Origin of the sequence: Pseudomonas helleri, assembly GCF_045830615.1 — a bacterium.
GTDB classification, from domain to species: domain Bacteria; phylum Pseudomonadota; class Gammaproteobacteria; order Pseudomonadales; family Pseudomonadaceae; genus Aquipseudomonas; species Aquipseudomonas helleri.
In genome coordinates, this window is sequence record NZ_CP174501.1 from 1,423,896 (window position 1) to 1,443,453 (window position 19,558).

Consider the following 19,558-nt stretch of genomic DNA (forward strand, 5'->3'; position numbering starts at 1 on the left):
CAACTCTTGAGCAAGGTCGTCCAATAGTGACCTTGTGCGGGAGGCACAGTTCAGCTTCACGGCGTAGACTGCCCCGGCGTCTATCAATCAGGAGTTTCATCATGCTGAAAGTGTGGGGTCGCAAGAATTCGTCGAATGTCAGGAAAGTGTTGTGGTGTATCGAAGAGTTGGCGCTTGAGTATGAGCGAGCAGAGGCGGGCGGTGCGTTTGGTGTGGTCGACAGCCCGGAATACCGGGCGCTGAACCCCAATGGCCGGGTGCCAATGCTTGAAGACGATGGGTTTGTGTTGTGGGAATCCAACGTGATCGTGCGCTATCTGTCCGCCGAATACGGCTCGGACACGTCCTGGTATCAGGATGACAATCGCGTTCGCGCCCAGGCAGACAAGTGGATGGACTGGACCACCTCGTCGTTTGCCGGTGCTTTTCGCGATGTGTTCTGGGGGATTTTGCGCACCCCGGCCGAGCAGCAGGACTGGGTGAAAATCAACGCCTCGATCAAGACCTGCGCCGAGTTGCTGGTCATTCCTGACCAGGCGCTGGCCGAAAAGCCTTACCTGTCCGGTGATGAAATCGGTATGGGCGACATCCCGCTGGGGTCGTTCATATACGCCTGGTTTGAAATGCCCATCGAACGCCCGTCAATGCCGCACCTGGAGGCCTGGTATGAGCGCCTCAAACTGCGCCCTGCCTACCGCAATGCGGTGATGACTGCGTTGACTTAATAGCCACTATTAATACGGGCGACTGTACTTGTGCGACAAGGCCAAGCACCATGGCACCTGTTCATTGGCTTTGTCGGACTTGTCTTACAGACAGTTCGCCCTTATTGAGTCATCCCTCTTATTCCCATCTTGGTGCGTAATCCGATATGAGTTCCGCTCTGTCCATACGGCAGCTAACCAAAACCTACGGCAACGGTTTCCAGGCCCTGAGTGGTATCGATCTGGACGTTGCTGAAGGTGACTTTTTCGCCTTGCTGGGCCCTAACGGTGCCGGCAAATCCACGACCATCGGCATTCTTTCCACGTTGGTGAACAAAACCAGCGGCACGGTGAATGTCTTCGGCCATGACCTGGACCGCAACCCCGCCGCGCTCAAGCGCAGCATCGGGGTGGTGCCGCAAGAGTTCAACTTCAACCAGTTTGAAAAGACCTTCGACATTGTCGTGACCCAGGCGGGGTACTACGGTATTCCGGCCAAAATCGCCAAGGAACGTGCCGAAAAGTACCTGACGCAGTTGGGGCTTTGGGACAAGCGCGACACCCCTTCGCGTTCGTTGTCGGGCGGTATGAAGCGTCGACTGATGATCGCCCGGGCGCTGGTGCATGAGCCGCGCCTGTTGATCCTCGACGAACCGACTGCCGGTGTGGACATTGAACTGCGCCGCTCGATGTGGACCTTCCTCACTGAGCTGAACGAGCAGGGCACCACCATCATCCTCACCACCCATTACCTGGAAGAGGCTGAGCAGTTGTGCCGCAACATCGGCATCATCGACCACGGCACCATCGTCGAAAACACCAGCATGCGCCAGTTGCTCGGGCAACTGCACGTCGAGACCTTTGTCCTCGACTTGAAGCATCCGCTGGCGTCTACCCCGCACCTCATCGGCTACCCGAGCCTGTTGCTCGACGGCACCACCCTGGAAGTGCAAGTCGACAAAGCCGTGGGCATTACCGGTTTGTTCACCCAACTGGCTGCGCAAAACATCGAAGTGGTGAGCCTGCGCAATAAAACCAACCGCCTTGAGGAGTTGTTTGTGTCGCTGGTCGAGAAAAACCTGGCAAAGGTGGCTGTATGAGTTCGGAACTGCGTCCCAACCTGGTTGCGTTGAACACCATCATTTACCGTGAAGTGCGCCGTTTCATGCGCATCTGGCCGCAAACCTTGCTGCCGCCAGCAATCACCATGGTCTTGTACTTTGTGATCTTCGGTAATCTGATCGGTCGGCAAATCGGTGATATGGGTGGTTTCACCTATATGGAGTACATCGTGCCGGGCCTGATCATGATGTCGGTGATCACCAACTCCTACGGCAACGTGGTATCGAGCTTCTTTGGTGCCAAGTTCCAGCGCTCGATTGAAGAACTGATGGTGTCGCCGGTGTCGCCCCACACCATTTTGATTGGCTTCACCGTGGGCGGTATCTTGCGCGGCTTGATGGTGGGCTTGATCGTGACCTTGTTGTCACTGTTCTTCACCCACTTGCAGGTGCATCACCTGCTCCTGACCATTGTGGTGGTGGTGCTGACCGCGACGATCTTCTCGTTGTTGGGCTTTATCAACGCCGTATTTGCGCGCAACTTCGACGATATCTCGATCATCCCGACATTTGTGCTGACGCCGCTGACCTACCTGGGCGGGGTGTTCTACTCAATTACCCTGTTGCCACCATTCTGGCAGAGCGTGTCCTTGGCCAACCCGGTGCTGCACATGGTCAACGCCTTCCGTTACGGGATCCTCGGCGTATCGGACATCAAAATCAGCGTGGCGCTGACCTTTATGGTCGTCGCAACTGTAGTCCTGTACTTCGCCTGCGCCAAACTGCTGGTCAGCGGCCGCGGCATGCGCCAGTAGCCTTCACACCCCTGTAGGAGCGAGCTTGTCTCGCGATCTGTTGATCTTGATCCGGCTTTTGATCTAAGAGGCCCCATTAAACCACGCTGGCCGAACGCAGGTTTTGCGCAGTGGGTAACCCGGCAGGACGCCGGGTTAGCCGCGACACGGCCATGGATGGCCGATCGCGGCGGGCCTACGGAGCAAGGCCTGTGGTGAGGGCATGCCGAGCCAAAGCGAGGCACCGAGGGGTAGGGGCAAAAGCGTTTTGGTTACTTTGCCGCTTTTGCAAAGTGACGCGCCGTAAGGGCGGAACCCTAAGTGGCCGTTACCGCAGCAATGGATATGTACTCAAATCAAGAGCAACCCTCACCCTAGCCCTCTCCCGAAGGAGAGGGAACCGATTGGGGGATGCTGAAGATATTCGGTGGCCTGTTTACTGCGCGACAGCGCGGCGTCGTAGACGGGGCGGTGCAGGGCAAGTTTTACAAAGCCTTGCGCTGTTGCTTGCGCCGCTTCCACTGCCGGCTGACCCACCAGCGCCAATACACCATGGTCAAGCAGTAACCCACCCCGCCCAGTACCACTCCACACACCAATGAACCCAATAAAAACGGCTGCCACACGGTCGAGAGCTGGCTGCTGATCCATTCCCATGTGAGTTCATCAGGCATGCTGCGGGCCGGAACGTCCATCAGCCATGCGCCCAGCACATAGGTGCAGTAAAAAATCGGCGGCATGGTGATCGGGTTGGTCAGCCAGACCAGGCTGACCGAAATCGGCATATTGCTGCGCACCATGATCGCCAGGCAGGCGGCCAGGAGCATTTGAAAGGGCATGGGGATAAAAGCAGCAAACAGACCCACCGCCATCGCCCGGGCGACAGAGTGACGATTGAGGTGCCAGAGGTTGGGGTCATGCAGCAGTGAGCCCAAGAACCGTAAGGATTTGTGTTCCTTGATGCGCGCCGGATCTGGCATGAAACGTTTGATTGAACGCCGTGGCATGGGCTTCTCGCTTGGAACAGGGAGGCAGTATGCCCACATTTTGCAGGTCGACTCTTCAGACTTTGTGACAATTTTTTAGGATGCGACGATAAAACCCGGCTAATCCGAGGGCAGGAATTACTGCGGATCAGGTTATGTACTCGGGATTGTTAGCGCTGGCTTCGGGCTTGATCGTGCTGCGCTTTTTACCGGCAATACCCGCCCTTGAGTGGGTGCTGTTGATGCTGGGTGCGGGGCTGCTGCTGTTGGTGGTGCGGGTTTATCCGGCGGGGCTTTTTCTGCTTGGGTTGAGTTGGGCCTGTGTGCAAGGGCAGTCGGCGCTTGATGACCGGCTGTCGCCTGCGCTGGATGGCCGCACGTTATGGGTCGAGGGGCGGGTGGTCGGTTTGCCTCAGCAGTCCGACGCGGTGGTACGTTTTGAAGTGCGTGATGCTTATTCGCGCCACGCCACATTGCCCTCTACCTTGCGCTTGAGCTGGTACGGCGGGCCGCCGGTCAACAGCGGCGAGCGTTGGCGGTTGGCGGTCAATCTCAAACGGCCCAAAGGGCTGCTCAACCCCCAGGGTTTCGATTATCAGGCCTGGCTGTTGGCCCAGCGTATTGGCGCCACGGGCACCATCAAAGATGGCCAGTTATTAGCCCCCGCCCGGCATGCCTGGCGCGACGGCTTGCGCCAGCAGTTATTGCAAACCGAGGCTAATGGCCGGGCGCCATGGCTGGCCGCCTTGGTGATGGGCGATGGTTCAGGGTTAAGCACTGACGACTGGAAGCTGCTGCAAGCGACCGGCACGGTGCATTTGCTGGTGATCTCGGGGCAGCACATTGGCCTGTTTGCCGGGCTGATTTATGGTCTGGTGGCCTTTTTGGCGCGTTACGGTTTGTGGCCACGACGGCTGCCGTGGTTGCCTTGGGCGTGCGGCCTGGGTTTTGCCGGAGCGCTGGGTTACGGCTTGCTGGCCGGTTTTGAGGTGCCGGTACAGCGGGCCTGCGCCATGCTCGGGCTGGTGTTGATATGGCGCCTGCGGTTTCGCCACTTGGGTGTGTGGCTGCCCTTTTTGCTGGCGCTCAACGCGGTGCTGATCATTGAGCCGCTGGCCAGCTTGATGGCAGGTTTTTGGCTCTCGTTCGCCGCCGTTGCGGTGCTGATTTTTACCTTTAGCTCACGCTTGGGCCCGTGGAACTGGCGAGCGGCATGGCTGCGCCCGCAAGGGTTGATCGCGATTGGTTTGTTCCCGATGCTGTGGATTCTCGGGCTGCCCATCAGCCTGTCTGGCCCGCTGGCCAATCTGGTAGCGGTGCCGTGGATCAGCCTGTTGGTGTTGCCTGCGGCGTTGCTGGGCACTGTGTTGCTGCCGGTGCCCTGGGTCGGTGAAGTGTTGCTGTGGGTGGCGGGCGGCTTGCTCAATGGCCTGATTTGGGGGCTCAAATGGCTGGCCGGGACGCTGTCGCCCTGGTTGCCTGCCAGCGTGCCGATCAGTGTCTGGCTGCTGGCTGCGCTCGGTGCCTTGCTGCTGTTGCTGCCTGCCGGGATGGTGCTGAGGCCGCTGGGCTGGCCGTTGGTGCTGCTGGCAGTGTTTGCCCCGCGAACGCTTGTCCCGCCGGGCCAGGCAGAGGTGCTGCAACTGGATGTCGGTCAAGGCCTGGCAATCATCGTGCGAACCCGCCATCACACGCTGCTATACGACGCGGGGCCAAAAGTGCGCAACCTTGACCAGGGCGAGCGCGTGGTGGTCCCGGCACTGCAAGCGATGGGTATCGGTACGCTGGATATGATGCTGATCAGCCACGCCGATTCGGATCACGCGGGCGGTGCGCTGGCAGTACAGCGAGCCATGAAGGTTAAGCGGGTGGTCAGCGGTGATGTGCCGCTATTGGCCGAACAGCTTCAGGCCCAGCCTTGTAACAGCGGTGAGCGCTGGGAATGGGACGGGGTGAAGTTTGCGTTGTGGCAATTGGACGGCGCGACCGACGGTAATCAGCGTTCGTGCGTGTTGCAGATCGAAGCCAGCGACGAACGGTTGCTGTTGACCGGTGATATCAATATCGACGCCGAGCGAGCCTTTCTCAACAGCCCTCTGGCGGTGCCCACGCACTGGTTGCAGGCGCCGCACCACGGTAGCCGCACCTCGTCCTCGATGGTCTTTCTAAAAAACCTGTCACCTTCGGCGGTGTTGATCTCCAGAGGGCATGGCAATACCTTTGGGCATCCGCACCCGCAGGTGATGGCGCGCTATAAGGCGCTGGGCATGGGGATCTGGGACAGTGCCGAACACGGTGCCGTACGCTTTCGGCTGGGCACCTTCGGGGTGGCTGAAAGCCTGCGCGAGCAGCGGCGGTTCTGGCGGGATTAACGTCGACCTTGTGGTAAAGTGGCGCACTTTTTCGAGGGGATTGTCACTGTGTGGGAACTGGTCAAATCCGGCGGCTGGATGATGCTGCCGATCATTCTGAGTTCTGTTGCCGCGCTGGGCATTATTGTCGAGCGCCTGTGGACCCTGCGCGCCAGCCGCGTGACCCCGCCGCACTTGCTCGGGCAGGTGTGGGTCTGGATCAAGGACAAACAGCTGGACAAAGAAAAGCTCAAGCAACTGCGCGCTGACTCCCCGCTCGGTGAAATCCTGGCGGCTGGCCTGGCCAACTCCAAGCATGGTCGCGAGATCATGAAAGAGTGCATTGAAGAAGCCGCTGCCCGGGTGATCCACGAGCTTGAGCGTTACCTCAACGCCTTGGGCACGATTGCTGCCATGGCGCCGTTGCTGGGCCTGTTGGGCACGGTGTTGGGCATGATCGATATTTTCAGCGCCTTTATGGGCACTGGCATGACCACCAACGCGGCGGTGCTCGCGGGCGGGATTTCCAAGGCCTTGATCACCACGGCGGCGGGCCTGATGGTGGGGATTCCCTCGGTGTTCTTCCACCGCTTCCTGCAGCGCCGGGTCGACGAGTTGGTGGTTGGCATGGAGCAGGAAGCGATCAAGCTGGTTGAAGTGGTGCAGGGCGACCGCGAAGTCGACATGGTCGGGAGCAAAGCGTGAAATTTCGCCGCAAGCCACGGGAAACGGTCGACATCAACCTCGCGTCGCTGATCGACGTGGTGTTCATCCTGCTGTTGTTTTTTGTGGTCACCACCACGTTCACCCGCGAGACCCAACTGCGCGTCGACCTGCCCGAGTCGGTCAGCGGCGCCCCCACCGAAGATCAGAACACCAAGCTGCTGGACATCGCCATCAGCGCCGACGGGGTGTTTTCGGTCAACAACCAGTTGCTGCCGAAAAACGATCTTGCAAGCCTGATGGACGCACTGCGTACGGCTTCGGACGGCGACACCAGCTTGCCGGTGTCGATCAGCGCTGACGGCAAGGCCCAGCACCAGTTCGTGATTACGGCAATGGATGCCGCCGGCAAGCTCGGCTTCAGCCATTTGCGCATGACCACCGTTGAGTCGCAGGCGACCCCCTGATGGCCCTGTCTGATCGCTTGTTGCGTGCCTGGTACACCGGGCACCCGCTGCTCAAATTGCTGAGCCCGCTGGAATGCCTCTACCGCCGTGTGGTTGAGCGTAAGCGCGCGCGTTTTGTGGCGGGCGAGGGCGAGATCTATCGCGCCCCGGTGCCGCTGGTGGTGGTCGGCAATATCACCGTGGGCGGCACCGGCAAAACGCCGTTGATCCTGTGGTTGATCGAGCATTGCCAGCGCAATGGTCTGCGGGTGGGCGTGGTCAGCCGTGGCTATGGCGCCAAGCCGCCACAGCTGCCTTGGCGTGTGACCGCGGAGCAACCTGCGGCGCAGGCCGGTGATGAGCCGCTATTGATCGTGCAGCGCACCGGCGTGCCACTGATGATCGATCCCGACCGCAGCCGTGCAGTTAAAGCCTTGCTCGACAGCGAACCGCTTGATTTGATCCTCTCGGATGACGGCTTGCAGCATTACCGGCTGGCACGTGATCTGGAATTGGTGCTGATCGACAATGCCAGAGGCTTGGGCAACGGCCATTGCCTGCCCGCCGGGCCATTGCGCGAACCCGCCGAGCGCTTACAGAGCGTGGATGCGGTGCTGTATAACGGCGCCGAACACGATCCGCAGGCGGGTTTTGCCTTTAAATTGCAGCCCACGGCGTTGATCAATCTGCGCAGCGGCGAGCGTCAGGCGCTGGACTTTTTCCCGTCTGGCCAAGCGCTGCATGCGGTGGCCGGGATCGGTAACCCGCAGCGTTTCTTCACCACCCTTGAAGCGCTACACTGGCGGCCAATCACCCATGCTTTCGCTGACCATGCGCCGTACAGTGCCGAGGTCTTGAATTTTACGCCGCCGCTGCCCGTGGTCATGACAGAAAAGGACGCCGTGAAATGCCGCGACTTTGCGTCACTCGACTGGTGGTATCTGGCGGTCGACGCAGTTCCATCAGAGGCCTTTGTCCTTTGGTTTGACCAACAGCTAAAGCGTCTTTTGCCCTAACTCATTTTTACTTTTCGGAAATTCCTATGGACACCAAACTGCTCGATATCCTCGCTTGCCCAGTGTGCAAAGGCCCGCTCAAACTCAGCGCCGACAAAACCGAGCTGATCAGCAAGGGCGCCGGCCTGGCTTACCCGATCCGCGATGGCATTCCGGTCATGCTGGAAACCGAAGCCCGTACCCTGAGCACCGACGAGCGCCTGGATAAATGACCCCGACCTTTACCGTGGTAATTCCGTCGCGGTTTGCCTCGACACGTTTGCCAGGCAAGCCGCTGCAAATGATCGCGGGCAAGCCGATGGTCCAGCACGTCTGGGAGCAAGCCTGCAAAAGCAGTGCCCAGCGTGTGGTCGTCGCCACCGACGATGCGCGCATTGTTGAGGCCTGCCAGGCGTTTGGCGCCGAGGTGGTCTTGACCCGCGCAGACCACGAGTCCGGCACTGACCGCCTGGCCGAAGTCGCCGCACAGTTGGGCCTGGCCAGCGATGCCATCGTGGTCAACGTCCAGGGTGACGAGCCGTTGATCCCGCCCGCATTGATTGATCAAGTGGCCGCGAACCTGGCTGCCCACGCCGAGGCGGGCATCTCCACACTGGCTGAGCCGATTGCAGACGTGGAGCAGCTGTTCAACCCCAACGTGGTCAAGGTGGTCAGCGATATCAATGGCCTGGCCCTGACGTTCAGCCGTGCCACCTTGCCGTGGGCACGGGATGAATTCGCCCAACAGCCCAACGCGTTGCCTGCCGGTGTGCCGTACCGTCGCCACATTGGCATTTACGCCTACCGTGCCGGTTTCCTTCAGGACTTCGTTAACTGGGGCCCATGCTGGCTCGAGAATACCGAGCGTCTTGAGCAGTTGCGTGCCCTGTGGCACGGCGTGCGAATCCACGTCGGTGATGTGCTTGAGGCGCCGCCAGCCGGTGTTGATACCCCTGAAGACCTTGAGCGCGTTCGGCGTTTGCTGGAGGGTTAATGCGCGTCCTGTTTGTGTGCCTGGGCAATATTTGCCGCTCACCCACCGCAGAAGGCGTGTTGCGCCAAAAGCTGCGTGATGCCGGTTTGGCTAAGCGCATCGAGGTAGCCTCTGCCGGGACGGGGGGCTGGCACGCGGGCGAAGCGCCGGACGTGCGCAGCCAGCGGGCGGCCAAGCGCCGCGGCTATGACTTGTCGGCGCAACGTGCGCAGCAAGTCAGTGCTGCCGACTTCAATCGCTATGACCTGATTCTGGCGATGGACAAGAGCAATTTGCGTGACCTCAGCGCCTTGCAGCCCGCAGGCGCCAAGGCTGAGCTGGATTTGTTCTTGCGTCGTTATGCAGCGGTCAAGGATGAAGTCCCGGACCCTTACTACGATGGCGAACAGGGCTTTGAGGAAGTGCTCGACCTGGTTGAGCGTGCGTGCGATTTGCTGGTGATTGAATTGAAGGGCCGTTTATGAGTTTGCAGTTGCAGGTTGATGCGTCACTGAAGTCATTCAACAGTTTCGGCGTGGAGGCGCGTGCCAGCCTGCTGGCCGAAGCGCACACCGACAGTGATGTGCGTGAAGCCCTGCACTATTCGGCCGAGCAACAACTGCCGTTGCTGGTAATTGGCGGCGGCAGCAATCTGTTGCTCACCGGCGACGTTCACGCCCTGGTGCTGCGCATGGCCAGTCGCGGTATTCGGGTGCTTGCCGACGATGGCCAGCGCACCGTTGTCGAGGCCGAGGCGGGGGAGGTCTGGCACGCTTTTGTGCTGTGGACATTGGAGCAAGGGTTATCCGGCCTGGAAAACCTCAGTTTGATCCCCGGCACCGTGGGCGCCGCACCGATGCAGAACATTGGCGCCTATGGCGTCGAGATCAAGGATGTGTTCGAGGGCCTGACAGCCCTGGACCGCCACACCGGCCAATTGCGTGAGTTCAGTCTGGCCGAGTGCGAGTTTGGCTACCGCGACAGCATCTTCAAGCAGCAGCCGGGCCGCTGGTTGATTTTGCGCGTGCGTTTTGCCCTTAACCGCGCTGAGCGTCTGCATCTGGAATACGGCCCGGTGCGCCAGCGTTTAAGCGAGCAGGGCGTTGAGCAGCCCACGGCCAGAGATGTAAGCCGGGCCATCAGCAGCATCCGCAGCGAAAAACTGCCCGACCCTGCGGTTCTGGGCAATGCTGGCAGCTTCTTCAAAAACCCGCTGGTGTCGGCGCAACAGGCGGACGAGTTGAAGCTCGCCCATCCGGGGCTGATCGGTTATCCACAGGCCGATGGCCAGGTCAAACTGGCGGCTGGCTGGTTGATTGAAGCCGCAGGCTGGAAAGGCTTTCGCGAGAAAGATGCCGGTGTGCATCGCTTGCAGTCGCTGGTGCTGGTGAATTATGGCACGGCCACCGGGTTGCAACTGCTGGCCCTGGCGCAACGCATTCAGGCCGATATCCAGGAGCGTTTTGCGGTGCAACTTGAGATGGAACCCAACGTGTATTAAGGGCGTCAGTCTCGCTGGCTGATTTCACGCCCACGCAGGCTTGGTGTGTATCCCACTGTTTTTCAGGTCTGGACGAGTCATGAAGCAACTACCCGCGTGTGCGTTAGCGATAACCCTGGTGACGTTGACCGGCTGCATGACGGCCCCGCCAAGGGACCAAAACAATCTGTGCAACATCTATCGCCAATACCCGGCCTGGTACAAGGATTCGGTGGCGATGCAGACACAATGGGGCACACCGCCCAACGTGGCCATGGCGATCATGAAGCAGGAAAGCAGCTTTGTGGCCGACGCACTTCCGCCGCGCGCCTACCTGCTGTGGGTGATCCCATGGGGCAGGGTCAGCCCGTCCTATGGTTATGCACAGGCTCAGCCACCCGCCTGGAAAGACTTTGAGCGGGCGATGGGGCGCTCAGGTTCGCGGGACAACTATGCTGACGCCATCATGTTTATCGGCTGGTATACCGCAGGTACTCAGCGTCAGTTGGGGATTTCCAAGTGGGATGCTTATAACCAGTACTTGGCGTATCACGAGGGGCGCGGCGGTTTTACTCGCAACACCTACCGTGGCAAACCCTGGTTGATGCAGGTGGCGCGCAAGGTTCAGCAGCAATCGCAAACCTATGGCGCGCAACTTGCCCAGTGTCGTGATGAGTTGGAGAAAGAGCGTCGCTCGTTCTGGTTTTTTTGATTGCACAACAGAATAAAAAAAGCCCCGCCAGTTCAGAACTGGCGGGGCTTTTTAGTGGCCGGCGGAATTAGGCGAGGGGTTTAGACTCGTGTTCCTGTTCCGTGGCTGCTGCTTTCGCGGCGGCTGCTTCAGCTTCACGCTTGCGGCGGCGTACTTCACGCGGGTCGTTAGGTGCACGACCGTTGCTCGGTGCGCTGACAACCGGCGCTGCTACCACCACTTCAGTGGTTTCGACCACTTCAACCGGAGCCGGTTGTGCCACAACGGCTGTCTCGACGACAGCTGCTTCAGCCACAACCACTTCAGCGACTGGCTCAGCGACTGGCGCTGGAGCGGCCTCGACAATGGCAGGCTCGGCAACTGGCTCGCGGACAACACGGGCTTCCTTGACGTGCTCAGGTGCTTTCTCGACGACTGGCGTCTCGATCACCGGCGCTTCTTCGCGTGGCGCTTCTACTGCCGGGGCTTCGACAACGGCTTCAACCACAGGCTCTGGCGCGGCAATGACCGGTGTTTCGACAACCGGAGCAGGCTCGGCAGCTGCCTTGACTTCAGGCTCGGCCTGTACCGCTGGCACTTCAACTTCAGGTGCCTTGATAGCTTCAACCGGTGCAGTTGCTTCAACAACTGGTGCTTCGACAACCGGGGCTTCAACTACTGGCTGCTCAACAACCGGCGCTTCAACCGCTGGGGTTGGCACGATGGCCACTTCAGTGGTTTGCGCTTCTACCGCTGCCACGGTTTCGGCGGGTGCCGATTCCTGAATGGCTTGGGTGGCACGTTCAGCTTGCTCGTTGGCCTGGGCTTCAGCAGGAGCGCTGATGGCCTGGGTGTGAGCGGCTTGTTGTTCTGCGACTTGCTCGGCAGCGACTTGAGGTGCGGCAGCAGCGTTTTCGGCGGTGGCTTCTTCGCTGTTTTCTTCCGAACCTTCAATCACGTTGCCGTTGGCATCGCGTTGACGTTCACGACGGTTGCTGCGACGACGCTGACCACGGGAGCGACGACGTGGGCGATCACCCTCGTTGTTGTCCTGGTTGTCGTCCTGCGCCTGCTCTTCGTTGGTCGCGACTTCTTCGTCTTCAGCCGCCGGTGCTGGAGCCTGGGTTTCGCGTGGTGCACGTTCTTCACGTGGTGCGCGAGGCTGACGCTCTTCGCGCGGCGCACGGGCCGGACGTTCTTCTTCGGTGGCGACAACGGCAGCAGCTGCGGCCACTGCCGGGGCAGCGTCCAGAGGTTCGCGCAGTTCGCGAACGCGCTCTTCACGCTCACCGCGTGGCTTGCGTTCTTCGCGTGGTGGGCGAGGTGCGCGCTCTTCACGTGGCGGACGCGGTGCACGCTCTTCGCGAGCGGTGGTTACGGTTGGGGCTTCTTCACGCGGCTCACGCAGTTCGCGCGGGGCGCGTTCTTCACGAGGTGCACGTTCTTCGCGCGGCGCACGCTCTTCACGTGGCTTGCGCTCTTCGTCACGGCGACCGTTGCGGTTACGGTTTTGCTGGCGGCCATTGCGACGTTCTTCGTTGCGCGCAGGGCGCTCGGTAGCCGCCGGTTTTTCAACCACGGCAGGCGCAGCAGGCTCTTCCTTGGCGGCGAACAGGTTAACCAGCGACTTCACCAGGCCTTTGAACAGGCTCGGCTCGGCGGCTTTTGCTGCCGGTGCGGCAACCGGTGCGGCTGCTTCGGTCGGGACCGGAGCCGAGGCGCGGGCCGGTGCAGTTTTAACGGCGGCTTCCTGACGAACCAGGGTGCGGGTCGCAGCGGCTGGCTGGACTTCTTCCACCTCGGCAGCAGCGGCAGCAATTTCGTAGCTGGACTGGTTGTTGTTGGCTTCCGGGCTGTCATCACGCAGGCGCTGAACTTCGAAGTGCGGCGTTTCGAGGTGATCGTTCGGCAGGATGATGATGCGTGCGCGGGTGCGCAGTTCGATCTTGGTGATCGAGTTGCGTTTTTCGTTGAGCAGGAACGCTGCAACCGGGATCGGCACCTGGGCGCGAACTTCGGCAGTGCGGTCTTTCAGAGCTTCTTCTTCGATCAGGCGCAGGATCGCCAGCGACAGCGACTCAACATCACGGATGATGCCGGTGCCGTTGCAACGCGGGCATACGATGCCGCTGCTTTCGCCCAGGGATGGACGCAGGCGCTGACGGGACATTTCCAGCAAGCCAAAGCGCGAGATGCGGCCTACTTGTACGCGGGCGCGGTCGGCTTCCAGGCACTCGCGGACTTTTTCTTCCACGGCGCGCTGGTTTTTGGCTGGGGTCATGTCGATGAAGTCGATGACGATCAGACCGCCGATGTCGCGCAGGCGCAACTGACGGGCGATTTCTTCAGCCGCTTCAAGGTTGGTTTGCAGGGCGGTTTCTTCGATATCGCTGCCTTTGGTGGCGCGCGCCGAGTTGATGTCGATGGACACCAGGGCTTCGGTCGGGTCGATAACGATGGAGCCGCCGGAAGGCAGTTCGACGACGCGCTGGAAAGCGGTCTCGATCTGGCTTTCGATCTGGAAACGATTGAACAGCGGAACGCTGTCTTCGTAGAGTTTGATTTTGCTGGCGTACTGCGGCATCACCTGGCGAATGAAGGTCAGGGCTTCATCCTGGGCTTCAACGCTGTCGATCAGCACTTCGCCGATGTCCTGGCGCAGGTAGTCGCGGATGGCGCGGATGATGACGTTGCTTTCCTGGTAGATCAGGAACGGCGCGGAGCGATCCAGCGAAGCTTCTTTGATGGCGGTCCACAGTTGCAGCAGGTAATCGAGGTCCCACTGCATTTCTTCGCTGCTGCGGCCCAGGCCCGCAGTGCGCACGATCAAGCCCATGTCGGCAGGGGCGATCAGGCCGTTCAGGGCCTCGCGCAGTTCGTTGCGCTCTTCGCCTTCGATGCGACGGGAAATGCCGCCAGCACGCGGGTTGTTCGGCATCAGGACCAGGTAACGGCCAGCGAGGCTGATGAACGTGGTCAGGGCTGCGCCCTTGTTACCGCGTTCTTCTTTTTCGACTTGCACGATAACTTCCTGGCCTTCGCTCAGGACGTCCTTGATGTTTACGCGGCCTTCAGGGGCTTTCTTGAAGTACTCGCGGGAGATTTCTTTAAGGGGCAGGAAGCCGTGGCGCTCAGAGCCGAAATCGACAAAGGCAGCCTCAAGGCTGGGTTCGATGCGAGTAATACGGCCTTTATAAATGTTGGCTTTCTTTTGCTCGCGGGCACCGGACTCAATGTCCAGGTCGTAGAGGCGTTGGCCATCTACCAGTGCAACGCGCAACTCTTCGGGTTGAGTTGCGTTAATCAGCATTCTTTTCATGTTGTACCGTCGGTTTCCGGGCTACCGGAAACGGCGTTCGGCACACACGACTTCTCATGGTCGGTGTCAGGTGCGTCAGGAGTAGTTGGCCACTCCAGTGTCCAGCGAGGTTCGACCAATGGGGGCGAAGTCGCGACTTACGCTTCCTGCTTGCTGTGGTGACTTAATAAGCACTCAGTCAGGAGGAGGAATCAACCAGCGGCTGTGGACGAGATGAAGCGTCTTGATAAAGCCTATTGCTACACAGTCCGGCGGTTGTGCATCTCCACCCTACACGTATCCTTGATAATTCGGGTGCTGCCGCGCGCAGAATCCGCAGCGGGTTGGCATTTACCGTGTTCTCCAAAAGGGGAGTTCACGCATCATGGCTAATAAAGGCGATGGTTTCCGAAACAATCGCTCGAAAAACCCGAAGCTGACTGCACTTTGTGAACTGGCCGTGAATATCGGCGTAAAAGGCGAGTTTGCACTCTGCTTTCCAGGCTCGCTTCAGGCCTCATGTCACCTGCGCTTGTTACAACTCCAAGTGTTCCGTATGCAGCAAAAGCCCCGTAGGACGGCCTTCCGTCCTCGTGAAGAGCGTTGGTCAGGGTCGGTTATTCACCGTTATACCGCTGTCCAGGCCGCTTTTGGCGGCGTTCGCGACTATAGCAGTAATGATTAAGTGCTTCAATTCCATAAAAAATTGTTATCATCCGCGCCATGACGACGACTACCCCCCCGACCCCCAGCGTTCAGCTGCTTGAGGTCACGCCGGAATATGCCGGCCAACGCATCGACAATTTCCTCCTCGCACGGCTCAAGGGTGTTCCCAAGACCTTGATTTACCGCATTTTGCGTAAAGGCGAAGTGCGCGTGAACAAGGGCCGGATCAAGCCTGAGTACAAGCTGCAGGCGGGCGATATTGTGCGCGTGCCACCCGTTCGGGTGCCTGAGCGCGATGAGCCTGTGCCAGTGGCGCAAGGTTTGTTGCAGCGCCTTGAAGCGGCCATTGTCTACGAAGACAAGGCGCTGATTGTGCTCAATAAACCCGCTGGTATCGCGGTGCACGGCGGCAGCGGCTTGAATTTTGGCGTGATTGAAGCCTTTCGTCAGTTGCGTCCGGAAATCAAAGAGCTTGAGCTTGTGCATCGCCTGGACCGTGATACTTCCGGCCTGCTGATGATTGCGAAAAAGCGCAGCATGTTGCGCCATTTGCACGAAGCCTTGCGCGGCGACGGTATCGACAAGCGCTATATGGCGCTGGTGCGTGGGCGCTGGGAAACCTCGATCAAGCAGGTGCGTGCGCCGCTGATGAAGAGCAACCTGCGTTCGGGCGAGCGCATGGTCGAGGTGAACGAGGAGGGCAAGGAGTCTGTAACCGTGTTCAAGGTGCTGCGCCGTTTCGGCGACTTTGCCACCATGGTCGAGGCCAAGCCGATCACTGGGCGTACCCACCAGATTCGTGTGCACACGCTGCATGCGGGTCATTGCATTGCCGGTGACACCAAGTACGGCGATGAAGACTTCTCCAAAGAAATTCGTGATCTGGGTGGCAAGCGTTTGTTCTTGCATGCCTACATGCTGACCGTGCCGCTGCCGGACGGTGGCGAGTTGAAGTTGCAGGCCCCGGTTGACGACATGTGGGCCAAAACAGTGGAGCGTCTGAGTGCTGAGTGAGTACAAGCTGCTGATCTTCGATTGGGATGGCACGCTGGCTGATTCCGTGGGGCGGATTGTCACGGCGATGCGAGTCGCCGCGCAGCGCACAGGTCGTCCTGAGCGCGATGAAACGTCCATTCGCGGGATTATCGGCTTGGGTTTGCCCGAGGCCATCTTGACGCTTTATCCGGACATGGCTGAGCCGGAAATGGTTGTTTTTCGTCAGCATTACGCTGATGTCTATATCGCCATGGATGAGCAGCCTTCGCCGTTGTTTGCAGGGGTGGCTGACACCCTTGAGGCGTTCCGGGCTGACGGCTACCGTTTGGCCGTTGCGACGGGCAAGGCCCGTCGCGGGCTTGATCGTGTGCTGAAAGTGCATGGTTGGGAGCGCTTTTTCGACGTTACCCGGGCGGCAGACGAAACTGCCAGCAAGCCGAACCCTTTGATGCTCAATCAGATCCTCGCCCATTGCGACGTGCCGTCGAGCCAGGCGTTGATGGTCGGGGATGCGTCCTTTGACCTGCTGATGGCGCGCAATGCCGGTATCGACTCGGTTGCGGTGAGCTATGGTGCTCAACCAGTGGAGCGTTTGCTGACGTTTGAGCCGCGCCTGGCAATTGATAAATTTCCCGAATTGCGTACCTGGCTGGGTCGGCAGGTTAAATAAAGTCTTTGCAGGGGTAGAGCATGGTTGATCAATGGAAGGCGCCGGCTGAAGGCGAGCCGACAGTCGGTGATGATAAAAGCTGGAAGCTGCTGGAAAAGACTTTGTTGGCGGGTGTGCAGGAGCAGCGTCGCGCGCGCCGCTGGGGCATCTTTTTCAAGTCGTTGGCATTTTTGTACCTGATCGCGATGCTGTTCTTGTTTACGCCGCTGATGGACATGGAGCGCAGCGCCACCAAAGGCGCCGGTTATACCGCGCTGATTGATGTGCAAGGCGTGATTGCGGATAAAGAAGCTGCCAGCGCCGATAACCTGATCACCAGCTTGCGTGCCGCATTTGATGATCCCAAGGTCAAAGGTGTGGTGTTGCGTATTAACAGTCCTGGCGGCAGCCCGGTGCAATCGGGTTATGTGTACGACGAGATACGTCGTTTGCGTGGCCTGCACCCTGACACCAAGGTGTATGCAGTGATTTCTGACCTGGGTGCTTCGGGTGCGTATTACATTGCCAGTGCGGCAGATGAAATCTATGCCGACAAGGCGAGCCTTGTGGGTTCGATTGGTGTGACGGCGGCAGGTTTTGGCTTTGTCGGGGCAATGGAAAAGCTGGGGGTTCAGCGTCGCGCCTACACCTCGGGTGAGCACAAGGCTTTTCTTGACCCGTTCGAGCCTGAAAAGCCGGATGAAACCAAGTTTTGGCAGGGTGTGCTGAACGTGACTCACGAGCAGTTCATTGCCAGCGTCAAGCAAGGGCGTGGCGATCGCCTGAAAGACAAGGATCACCCGGAGTTGTTCTCTGGTCTGGTCTGGACCGGGCAGCAAGCCTTGCCGCTGGGGCTGATCGACGGCCTGGGCAGCGCCAGTTCGGTGGCCCGTGATGTGATCGGTGAAAAAGAGCTGGTTGACTTCACTGTGCAAGAATCGGCACTCGACCGTTTCTCGAAAAAGCTGGGTGCCGGCGTGGCTGAGAAGCTTGCCATGTGGATGGGGTTTCAAGGCCCGACACTGCGCTGATCGTTAAGCACCAAAAAAACCGGCCTGAATGGCCGGTTTTTTTATGGCTGAAAACCAGCCCGTAGGAGCGAGCTTGCCTCGCGATCTTTTGATCTAGATCTTGCTTTTGATCTTGATCTAAAAGGCCCCATTAAACCACGCTGGCCGAACGCAGGTTTTGCGCAGTGGGTAACCCGGCAGGACGCCGGGTTAGCCGCGACACGGCCATGGATGGCCGATCGCGGCGGGCCTACGGAGCAAGGCCTGTGGTGAGGGCATGCCGAGCCAAAGCGAGGCACCGAGGGGTAGGGGCAAAAGCGTTTTGGTTACTTTGCCGCTTTTTGTAGAGACCGGACACATGGTTGACGGGTGTACGGGGACATGGTGGACACTTTTCGGTGAGCTAATTTCGCCGGAGAACCATCATGCCTTGGAATACGAGAGACGCCATGAGCCTGAAAGAAGAGTTCGTTGCTTTAGCACGGCAACCCGGCAGCAATAAACGCGAGCTGTGCCGACGATTCGGTATCAGCCCGCAAACAGCTTATAAGTGGCTAGAACGCTACAAAGCCCAAGGTAAACCGGGCTTAGAGGAGAAGTCCCGCAGGCCTAATATGAGTCCGAAACTGACTCAGGCCGGTTTGGAGTCTGAGGTCTTGGCGATTAGACAAGACAACCCTGCATGGGGCGGACGCACAATCAGCAGCCTGTTGAAAAATCGTATCGCCCCCAGCACCGTCACTAACATTCTGCATCGGCACGGCCTGATTCAGCCTTCTGACAAGGGGCCACCGGCCAAGCTGAGGTTTGAACATGCTGCGCCTAACGACCTTTGGCAGATGGATTTCAAAGGACACTTTGCGATGCAACAAGGCCGATGCCATCCCCTAACGCTGCTGGACGACCATTCCCGATTCAACTTGGCTATACAAGCTTGTGATAACGAGCGTGGGGACACGGTGCAGAAGAAGATGATCGAGGTTTTCCGAACTTACGGCTTGCCAGCCCGCATCAACGTCGATAATGGCCCGCCTTGGGGCTCACCGCGTAATCCCGGCGAGATCACGGAGTTGAGTATCTGGCTAATCCGCCTAGGCATCCGGATAAGTTTCAGCCGCCCTTATCACCCGCAAACCAATGGGAAAATTGAGCGTTTCCATCGTTCACTGAAAGCCGAAGTGCTCAATGGTCGGCATTTTTCTACGTTGACTGACGCTCAAACGGCTTTCGACCGGTGGCGTGAAATTTACAACCTACAGCGCCCCCATCAAGGGTTGGACTACCAGGTGCCAATGGACCGGTACCGGTCTAGTCCCTGGGCATATCCGCAGCAGCTATCGGAGTTTGAATACGGATCGGATGACGTATTGGCCAAGGTTTACCACAGTCGGTTTCGCTTCCAGAAACGTTATTTCAGCATCGCCAAGGGTTTGGTTGGGCAGCATATTGCTATACGCCCAAACCCAGAAAGCGATCAACTGTTTGACGTCTACTTCTGCCATCACTTTTTGCGAACTATCGACGTGAACAAACCGGACTACGGTTCATAATGTGTCCACTATGTCCCCGCACATGTGTCAACCATGTGTCCGGTCTCTACACGCTTTTGCAAAGTGACGCGGCGTAAGGCCGGAACCCTAAGTGGCCGTTGCCGCAGCAACGGATATGTACTCAAGTCAAGAGCCCCCTCACCCTAGCCCTCTCCCGAAGGAGAGGGAACCGATTGGGGGATGCTGAAGATACTCGGCGGCCTGTTTGCTGCGCGACAGCGCGGCGTCGAAGACGGGGCGGCACC

General features: G+C 59.2%; 19 protein-coding genes. 17 read left to right on the forward strand and 2 right to left on the reverse strand.

Features of this window, described 5'->3' with window-relative positions; translation table 11 throughout:
• Positions 1 to 101 precede the first annotated feature (101 nt).
• From ACJJU9_RS06570 to ACJJU9_RS06580, 3 genes are all read left to right on the forward strand, one after another.
• Complete coding sequence (locus ACJJU9_RS06570) at positions 102 to 725, forward strand: glutathione S-transferase (protein WP_048389035.1); 624 nt, start codon at positions 102 to 104, stop codon at positions 723 to 725.
• A gap of 146 nt (positions 726 to 871) precedes the next feature.
• A complete protein-coding gene (locus ACJJU9_RS06575) occupies positions 872 to 1,804 on the forward strand; it encodes an ABC transporter ATP-binding protein (RefSeq protein WP_153432604.1) in 933 nt (310 codons plus the stop codon).
• Complete coding sequence (locus ACJJU9_RS06580) at positions 1,801 to 2,580, forward strand: ABC transporter permease (protein WP_048389040.1); 780 nt, start codon at positions 1,801 to 1,803, stop codon at positions 2,578 to 2,580. The genes ACJJU9_RS06575 and ACJJU9_RS06580 overlap by 4 nt, the downstream gene beginning before the upstream one ends.
• Before the next feature lie 464 nt (positions 2,581 to 3,044).
• On the opposite strand, the gene ACJJU9_RS06585 is transcribed toward ACJJU9_RS06580, so the two are convergent.
• Positions 3,045 to 3,566, reverse strand: coding sequence for a DUF2062 domain-containing protein (locus tag ACJJU9_RS06585; protein ID WP_407730292.1), 522 nt, complete (start codon positions 3,564 to 3,566; stop codon positions 3,045 to 3,047).
• Between the two features lie 134 nt (positions 3,567 to 3,700).
• On the opposite strand from ACJJU9_RS06585, the gene ACJJU9_RS06590 reads away from it, so the two are divergent.
• From ACJJU9_RS06590 to ACJJU9_RS06630, 9 genes are all read left to right on the forward strand, one after another.
• On the forward strand, positions 3,701 to 5,917 hold the full coding sequence (locus ACJJU9_RS06590) for a DNA internalization-related competence protein ComEC/Rec2 (RefSeq protein ID WP_407730293.1): 2,217 nt from the start codon (positions 3,701 to 3,703) through the stop codon (positions 5,915 to 5,917).
• Between the two features lie 48 nt (positions 5,918 to 5,965).
• Positions 5,966 to 6,601 (forward strand): MotA/TolQ/ExbB proton channel family protein, encoded by a 636-nt coding sequence (locus ACJJU9_RS06595; protein ID WP_048373695.1) that lies wholly within the window; start codon positions 5,966 to 5,968, stop codon positions 6,599 to 6,601.
• Entirely contained in the window at positions 6,598 to 7,026 is a 429-nt protein-coding gene (locus tag ACJJU9_RS06600) for a biopolymer transporter ExbD (protein ID WP_048389044.1), read from the forward strand. The genes ACJJU9_RS06595 and ACJJU9_RS06600 overlap by 4 nt, the downstream gene beginning before the upstream one ends.
• Positions 7,026 to 8,021: a tetraacyldisaccharide 4'-kinase gene (gene lpxK / locus ACJJU9_RS06605; protein WP_407730294.1), complete on the forward strand. Its 996-nt coding sequence runs from the start codon at positions 7,026 to 7,028 to the stop codon at positions 8,019 to 8,021. The genes ACJJU9_RS06600 and lpxK overlap by 1 nt, the downstream gene beginning before the upstream one ends.
• Positions 8,022 to 8,047: 26 nt before the next feature.
• Positions 8,048 to 8,233 carry a Trm112 family protein gene (locus ACJJU9_RS06610; RefSeq protein WP_003442540.1) on the forward strand — a complete coding sequence of 62 codons (186 nt, stop codon included), beginning with the start codon at positions 8,048 to 8,050 and terminating at the stop codon, positions 8,231 to 8,233.
• Positions 8,230 to 8,994, forward strand: coding sequence for a 3-deoxy-manno-octulosonate cytidylyltransferase (gene kdsB / locus ACJJU9_RS06615; protein WP_048389048.1), 765 nt, complete (start codon positions 8,230 to 8,232; stop codon positions 8,992 to 8,994). Before ACJJU9_RS06610 ends, kdsB begins: the two co-directional genes overlap by 4 nt.
• Positions 8,994 to 9,458, forward strand: coding sequence for a low molecular weight protein-tyrosine-phosphatase (locus ACJJU9_RS06620; RefSeq protein ID WP_048373623.1), 465 nt, complete (start codon positions 8,994 to 8,996; stop codon positions 9,456 to 9,458). Before kdsB ends, ACJJU9_RS06620 begins: the two co-directional genes overlap by 1 nt.
• Positions 9,455 to 10,474 (forward strand): UDP-N-acetylmuramate dehydrogenase, encoded by a 1,020-nt coding sequence (murB, locus tag ACJJU9_RS06625; protein ID WP_407730295.1) that lies wholly within the window; start codon positions 9,455 to 9,457, stop codon positions 10,472 to 10,474. Before ACJJU9_RS06620 ends, murB begins: the two co-directional genes overlap by 4 nt.
• 79 nt (positions 10,475 to 10,553) lie before the next feature.
• On the forward strand, positions 10,554 to 11,165 hold the full coding sequence (locus ACJJU9_RS06630; protein ID WP_048389051.1) for a hypothetical protein: 612 nt from the start codon (positions 10,554 to 10,556) through the stop codon (positions 11,163 to 11,165).
• A 67-nt stretch (positions 11,166 to 11,232) separates the two neighbouring features.
• Here the strand turns inward: ACJJU9_RS06630 and rne are convergent, their stop codons facing one another.
• Entirely contained in the window at positions 11,233 to 14,454 is a 3,222-nt protein-coding gene (rne, locus tag ACJJU9_RS06635; RefSeq protein ID WP_407730296.1) for a ribonuclease E, read from the reverse strand.
• Between the two features lie 373 nt (positions 14,455 to 14,827).
• Here rne and ACJJU9_RS06640 point away from each other — a divergent pair, with 373 nt between their 5' ends.
• The 5 genes from ACJJU9_RS06640 (at position 14,828) to ACJJU9_RS06660 (ending at position 19,313) form a co-directional block, all read left to right on the forward strand.
• The gene (locus ACJJU9_RS06640; RefSeq protein WP_148070699.1) at positions 14,828 to 15,127 is read left to right on the forward strand and encodes a hypothetical protein; all 300 of its coding nucleotides are present in this window, start codon (positions 14,828 to 14,830) and stop codon (positions 15,125 to 15,127) included.
• Positions 15,128 to 15,165: 38 nt separating this feature from the next.
• A complete protein-coding gene (gene rluC, locus ACJJU9_RS06645) occupies positions 15,166 to 16,122 on the forward strand; it encodes a 23S rRNA pseudouridine(955/2504/2580) synthase RluC (RefSeq protein ID WP_048389055.1) in 957 nt (318 codons plus the stop codon).
• Complete coding sequence (locus ACJJU9_RS06650) at positions 16,112 to 16,774, forward strand: HAD-IA family hydrolase (protein ID WP_407730297.1); 663 nt, start codon at positions 16,112 to 16,114, stop codon at positions 16,772 to 16,774. Before rluC ends, ACJJU9_RS06650 begins: the two co-directional genes overlap by 11 nt.
• A 20-nt stretch (positions 16,775 to 16,794) precedes the next feature.
• On the forward strand, positions 16,795 to 17,784 hold the full coding sequence (sppA, locus tag ACJJU9_RS06655; protein ID WP_048389057.1) for a signal peptide peptidase SppA: 990 nt from the start codon (positions 16,795 to 16,797) through the stop codon (positions 17,782 to 17,784).
• A gap of 404 nt (positions 17,785 to 18,188) precedes the next feature.
• Entirely contained in the window at positions 18,189 to 19,313 is a 1,125-nt protein-coding gene (locus ACJJU9_RS06660) for an IS481 family transposase (RefSeq protein ID WP_407729199.1), read from the forward strand.
• Positions 19,314 to 19,558: the final 245 nt, after the last annotated feature.

Excerpts from the sequence above, each read along its gene's own strand:
- kdsB (WP_048389048.1), top strand. The coding sequence starts at position 8,230 with ATGACCCCGACCTTTACCGTGGTAATTCCGTCGCGGTTTGCCTCGACA.
- lpxK (WP_407730294.1), top strand. The coding sequence starts at position 7,026 with ATGGCCCTGTCTGATCGCTTGTTGCGTGCCTGGTACACCGGGCACCCG.
- ACJJU9_RS06620 (WP_048373623.1), top strand. The coding sequence starts at position 8,994 with ATGCGCGTCCTGTTTGTGTGCCTGGGCAATATTTGCCGCTCACCCACC.
- murB (WP_407730295.1), top strand. The coding sequence starts at position 9,455 with ATGAGTTTGCAGTTGCAGGTTGATGCGTCACTGAAGTCATTCAACAGT.
- ACJJU9_RS06640 (WP_148070699.1), top strand. The coding sequence starts at position 14,828 with ATGGCTAATAAAGGCGATGGTTTCCGAAACAATCGCTCGAAAAACCCG.
- ACJJU9_RS06575 (WP_153432604.1), top strand. The coding sequence starts at position 872 with ATGAGTTCCGCTCTGTCCATACGGCAGCTAACCAAAACCTACGGCAAC.
- rne (WP_407730296.1), bottom strand. The coding sequence starts at position 14,454 with ATGCTGATTAACGCAACTCAACCCGAAGAGTTGCGCGTTGCACTGGTA.
- ACJJU9_RS06570 (WP_048389035.1), top strand. The coding sequence starts at position 102 with ATGCTGAAAGTGTGGGGTCGCAAGAATTCGTCGAATGTCAGGAAAGTG.
- ACJJU9_RS06590 (WP_407730293.1), top strand. The coding sequence starts at position 3,701 with ATGTACTCGGGATTGTTAGCGCTGGCTTCGGGCTTGATCGTGCTGCGC.
- sppA (WP_048389057.1), top strand. The coding sequence starts at position 16,795 with ATGGTTGATCAATGGAAGGCGCCGGCTGAAGGCGAGCCGACAGTCGGT.
- ACJJU9_RS06580 (WP_048389040.1), top strand. The coding sequence starts at position 1,801 with ATGAGTTCGGAACTGCGTCCCAACCTGGTTGCGTTGAACACCATCATT.
- ACJJU9_RS06630 (WP_048389051.1), top strand. The coding sequence starts at position 10,554 with ATGAAGCAACTACCCGCGTGTGCGTTAGCGATAACCCTGGTGACGTTG.
- ACJJU9_RS06610 (WP_003442540.1), top strand. The coding sequence starts at position 8,048 with ATGGACACCAAACTGCTCGATATCCTCGCTTGCCCAGTGTGCAAAGGC.
- ACJJU9_RS06585 (WP_407730292.1), bottom strand. The coding sequence starts at position 3,566 with ATGCCACGGCGTTCAATCAAACGTTTCATGCCAGATCCGGCGCGCATC.
- rluC (WP_048389055.1), top strand. The coding sequence starts at position 15,166 with ATGACGACGACTACCCCCCCGACCCCCAGCGTTCAGCTGCTTGAGGTC.
- ACJJU9_RS06660 (WP_407729199.1), top strand. The coding sequence starts at position 18,189 with ATGCCTTGGAATACGAGAGACGCCATGAGCCTGAAAGAAGAGTTCGTT.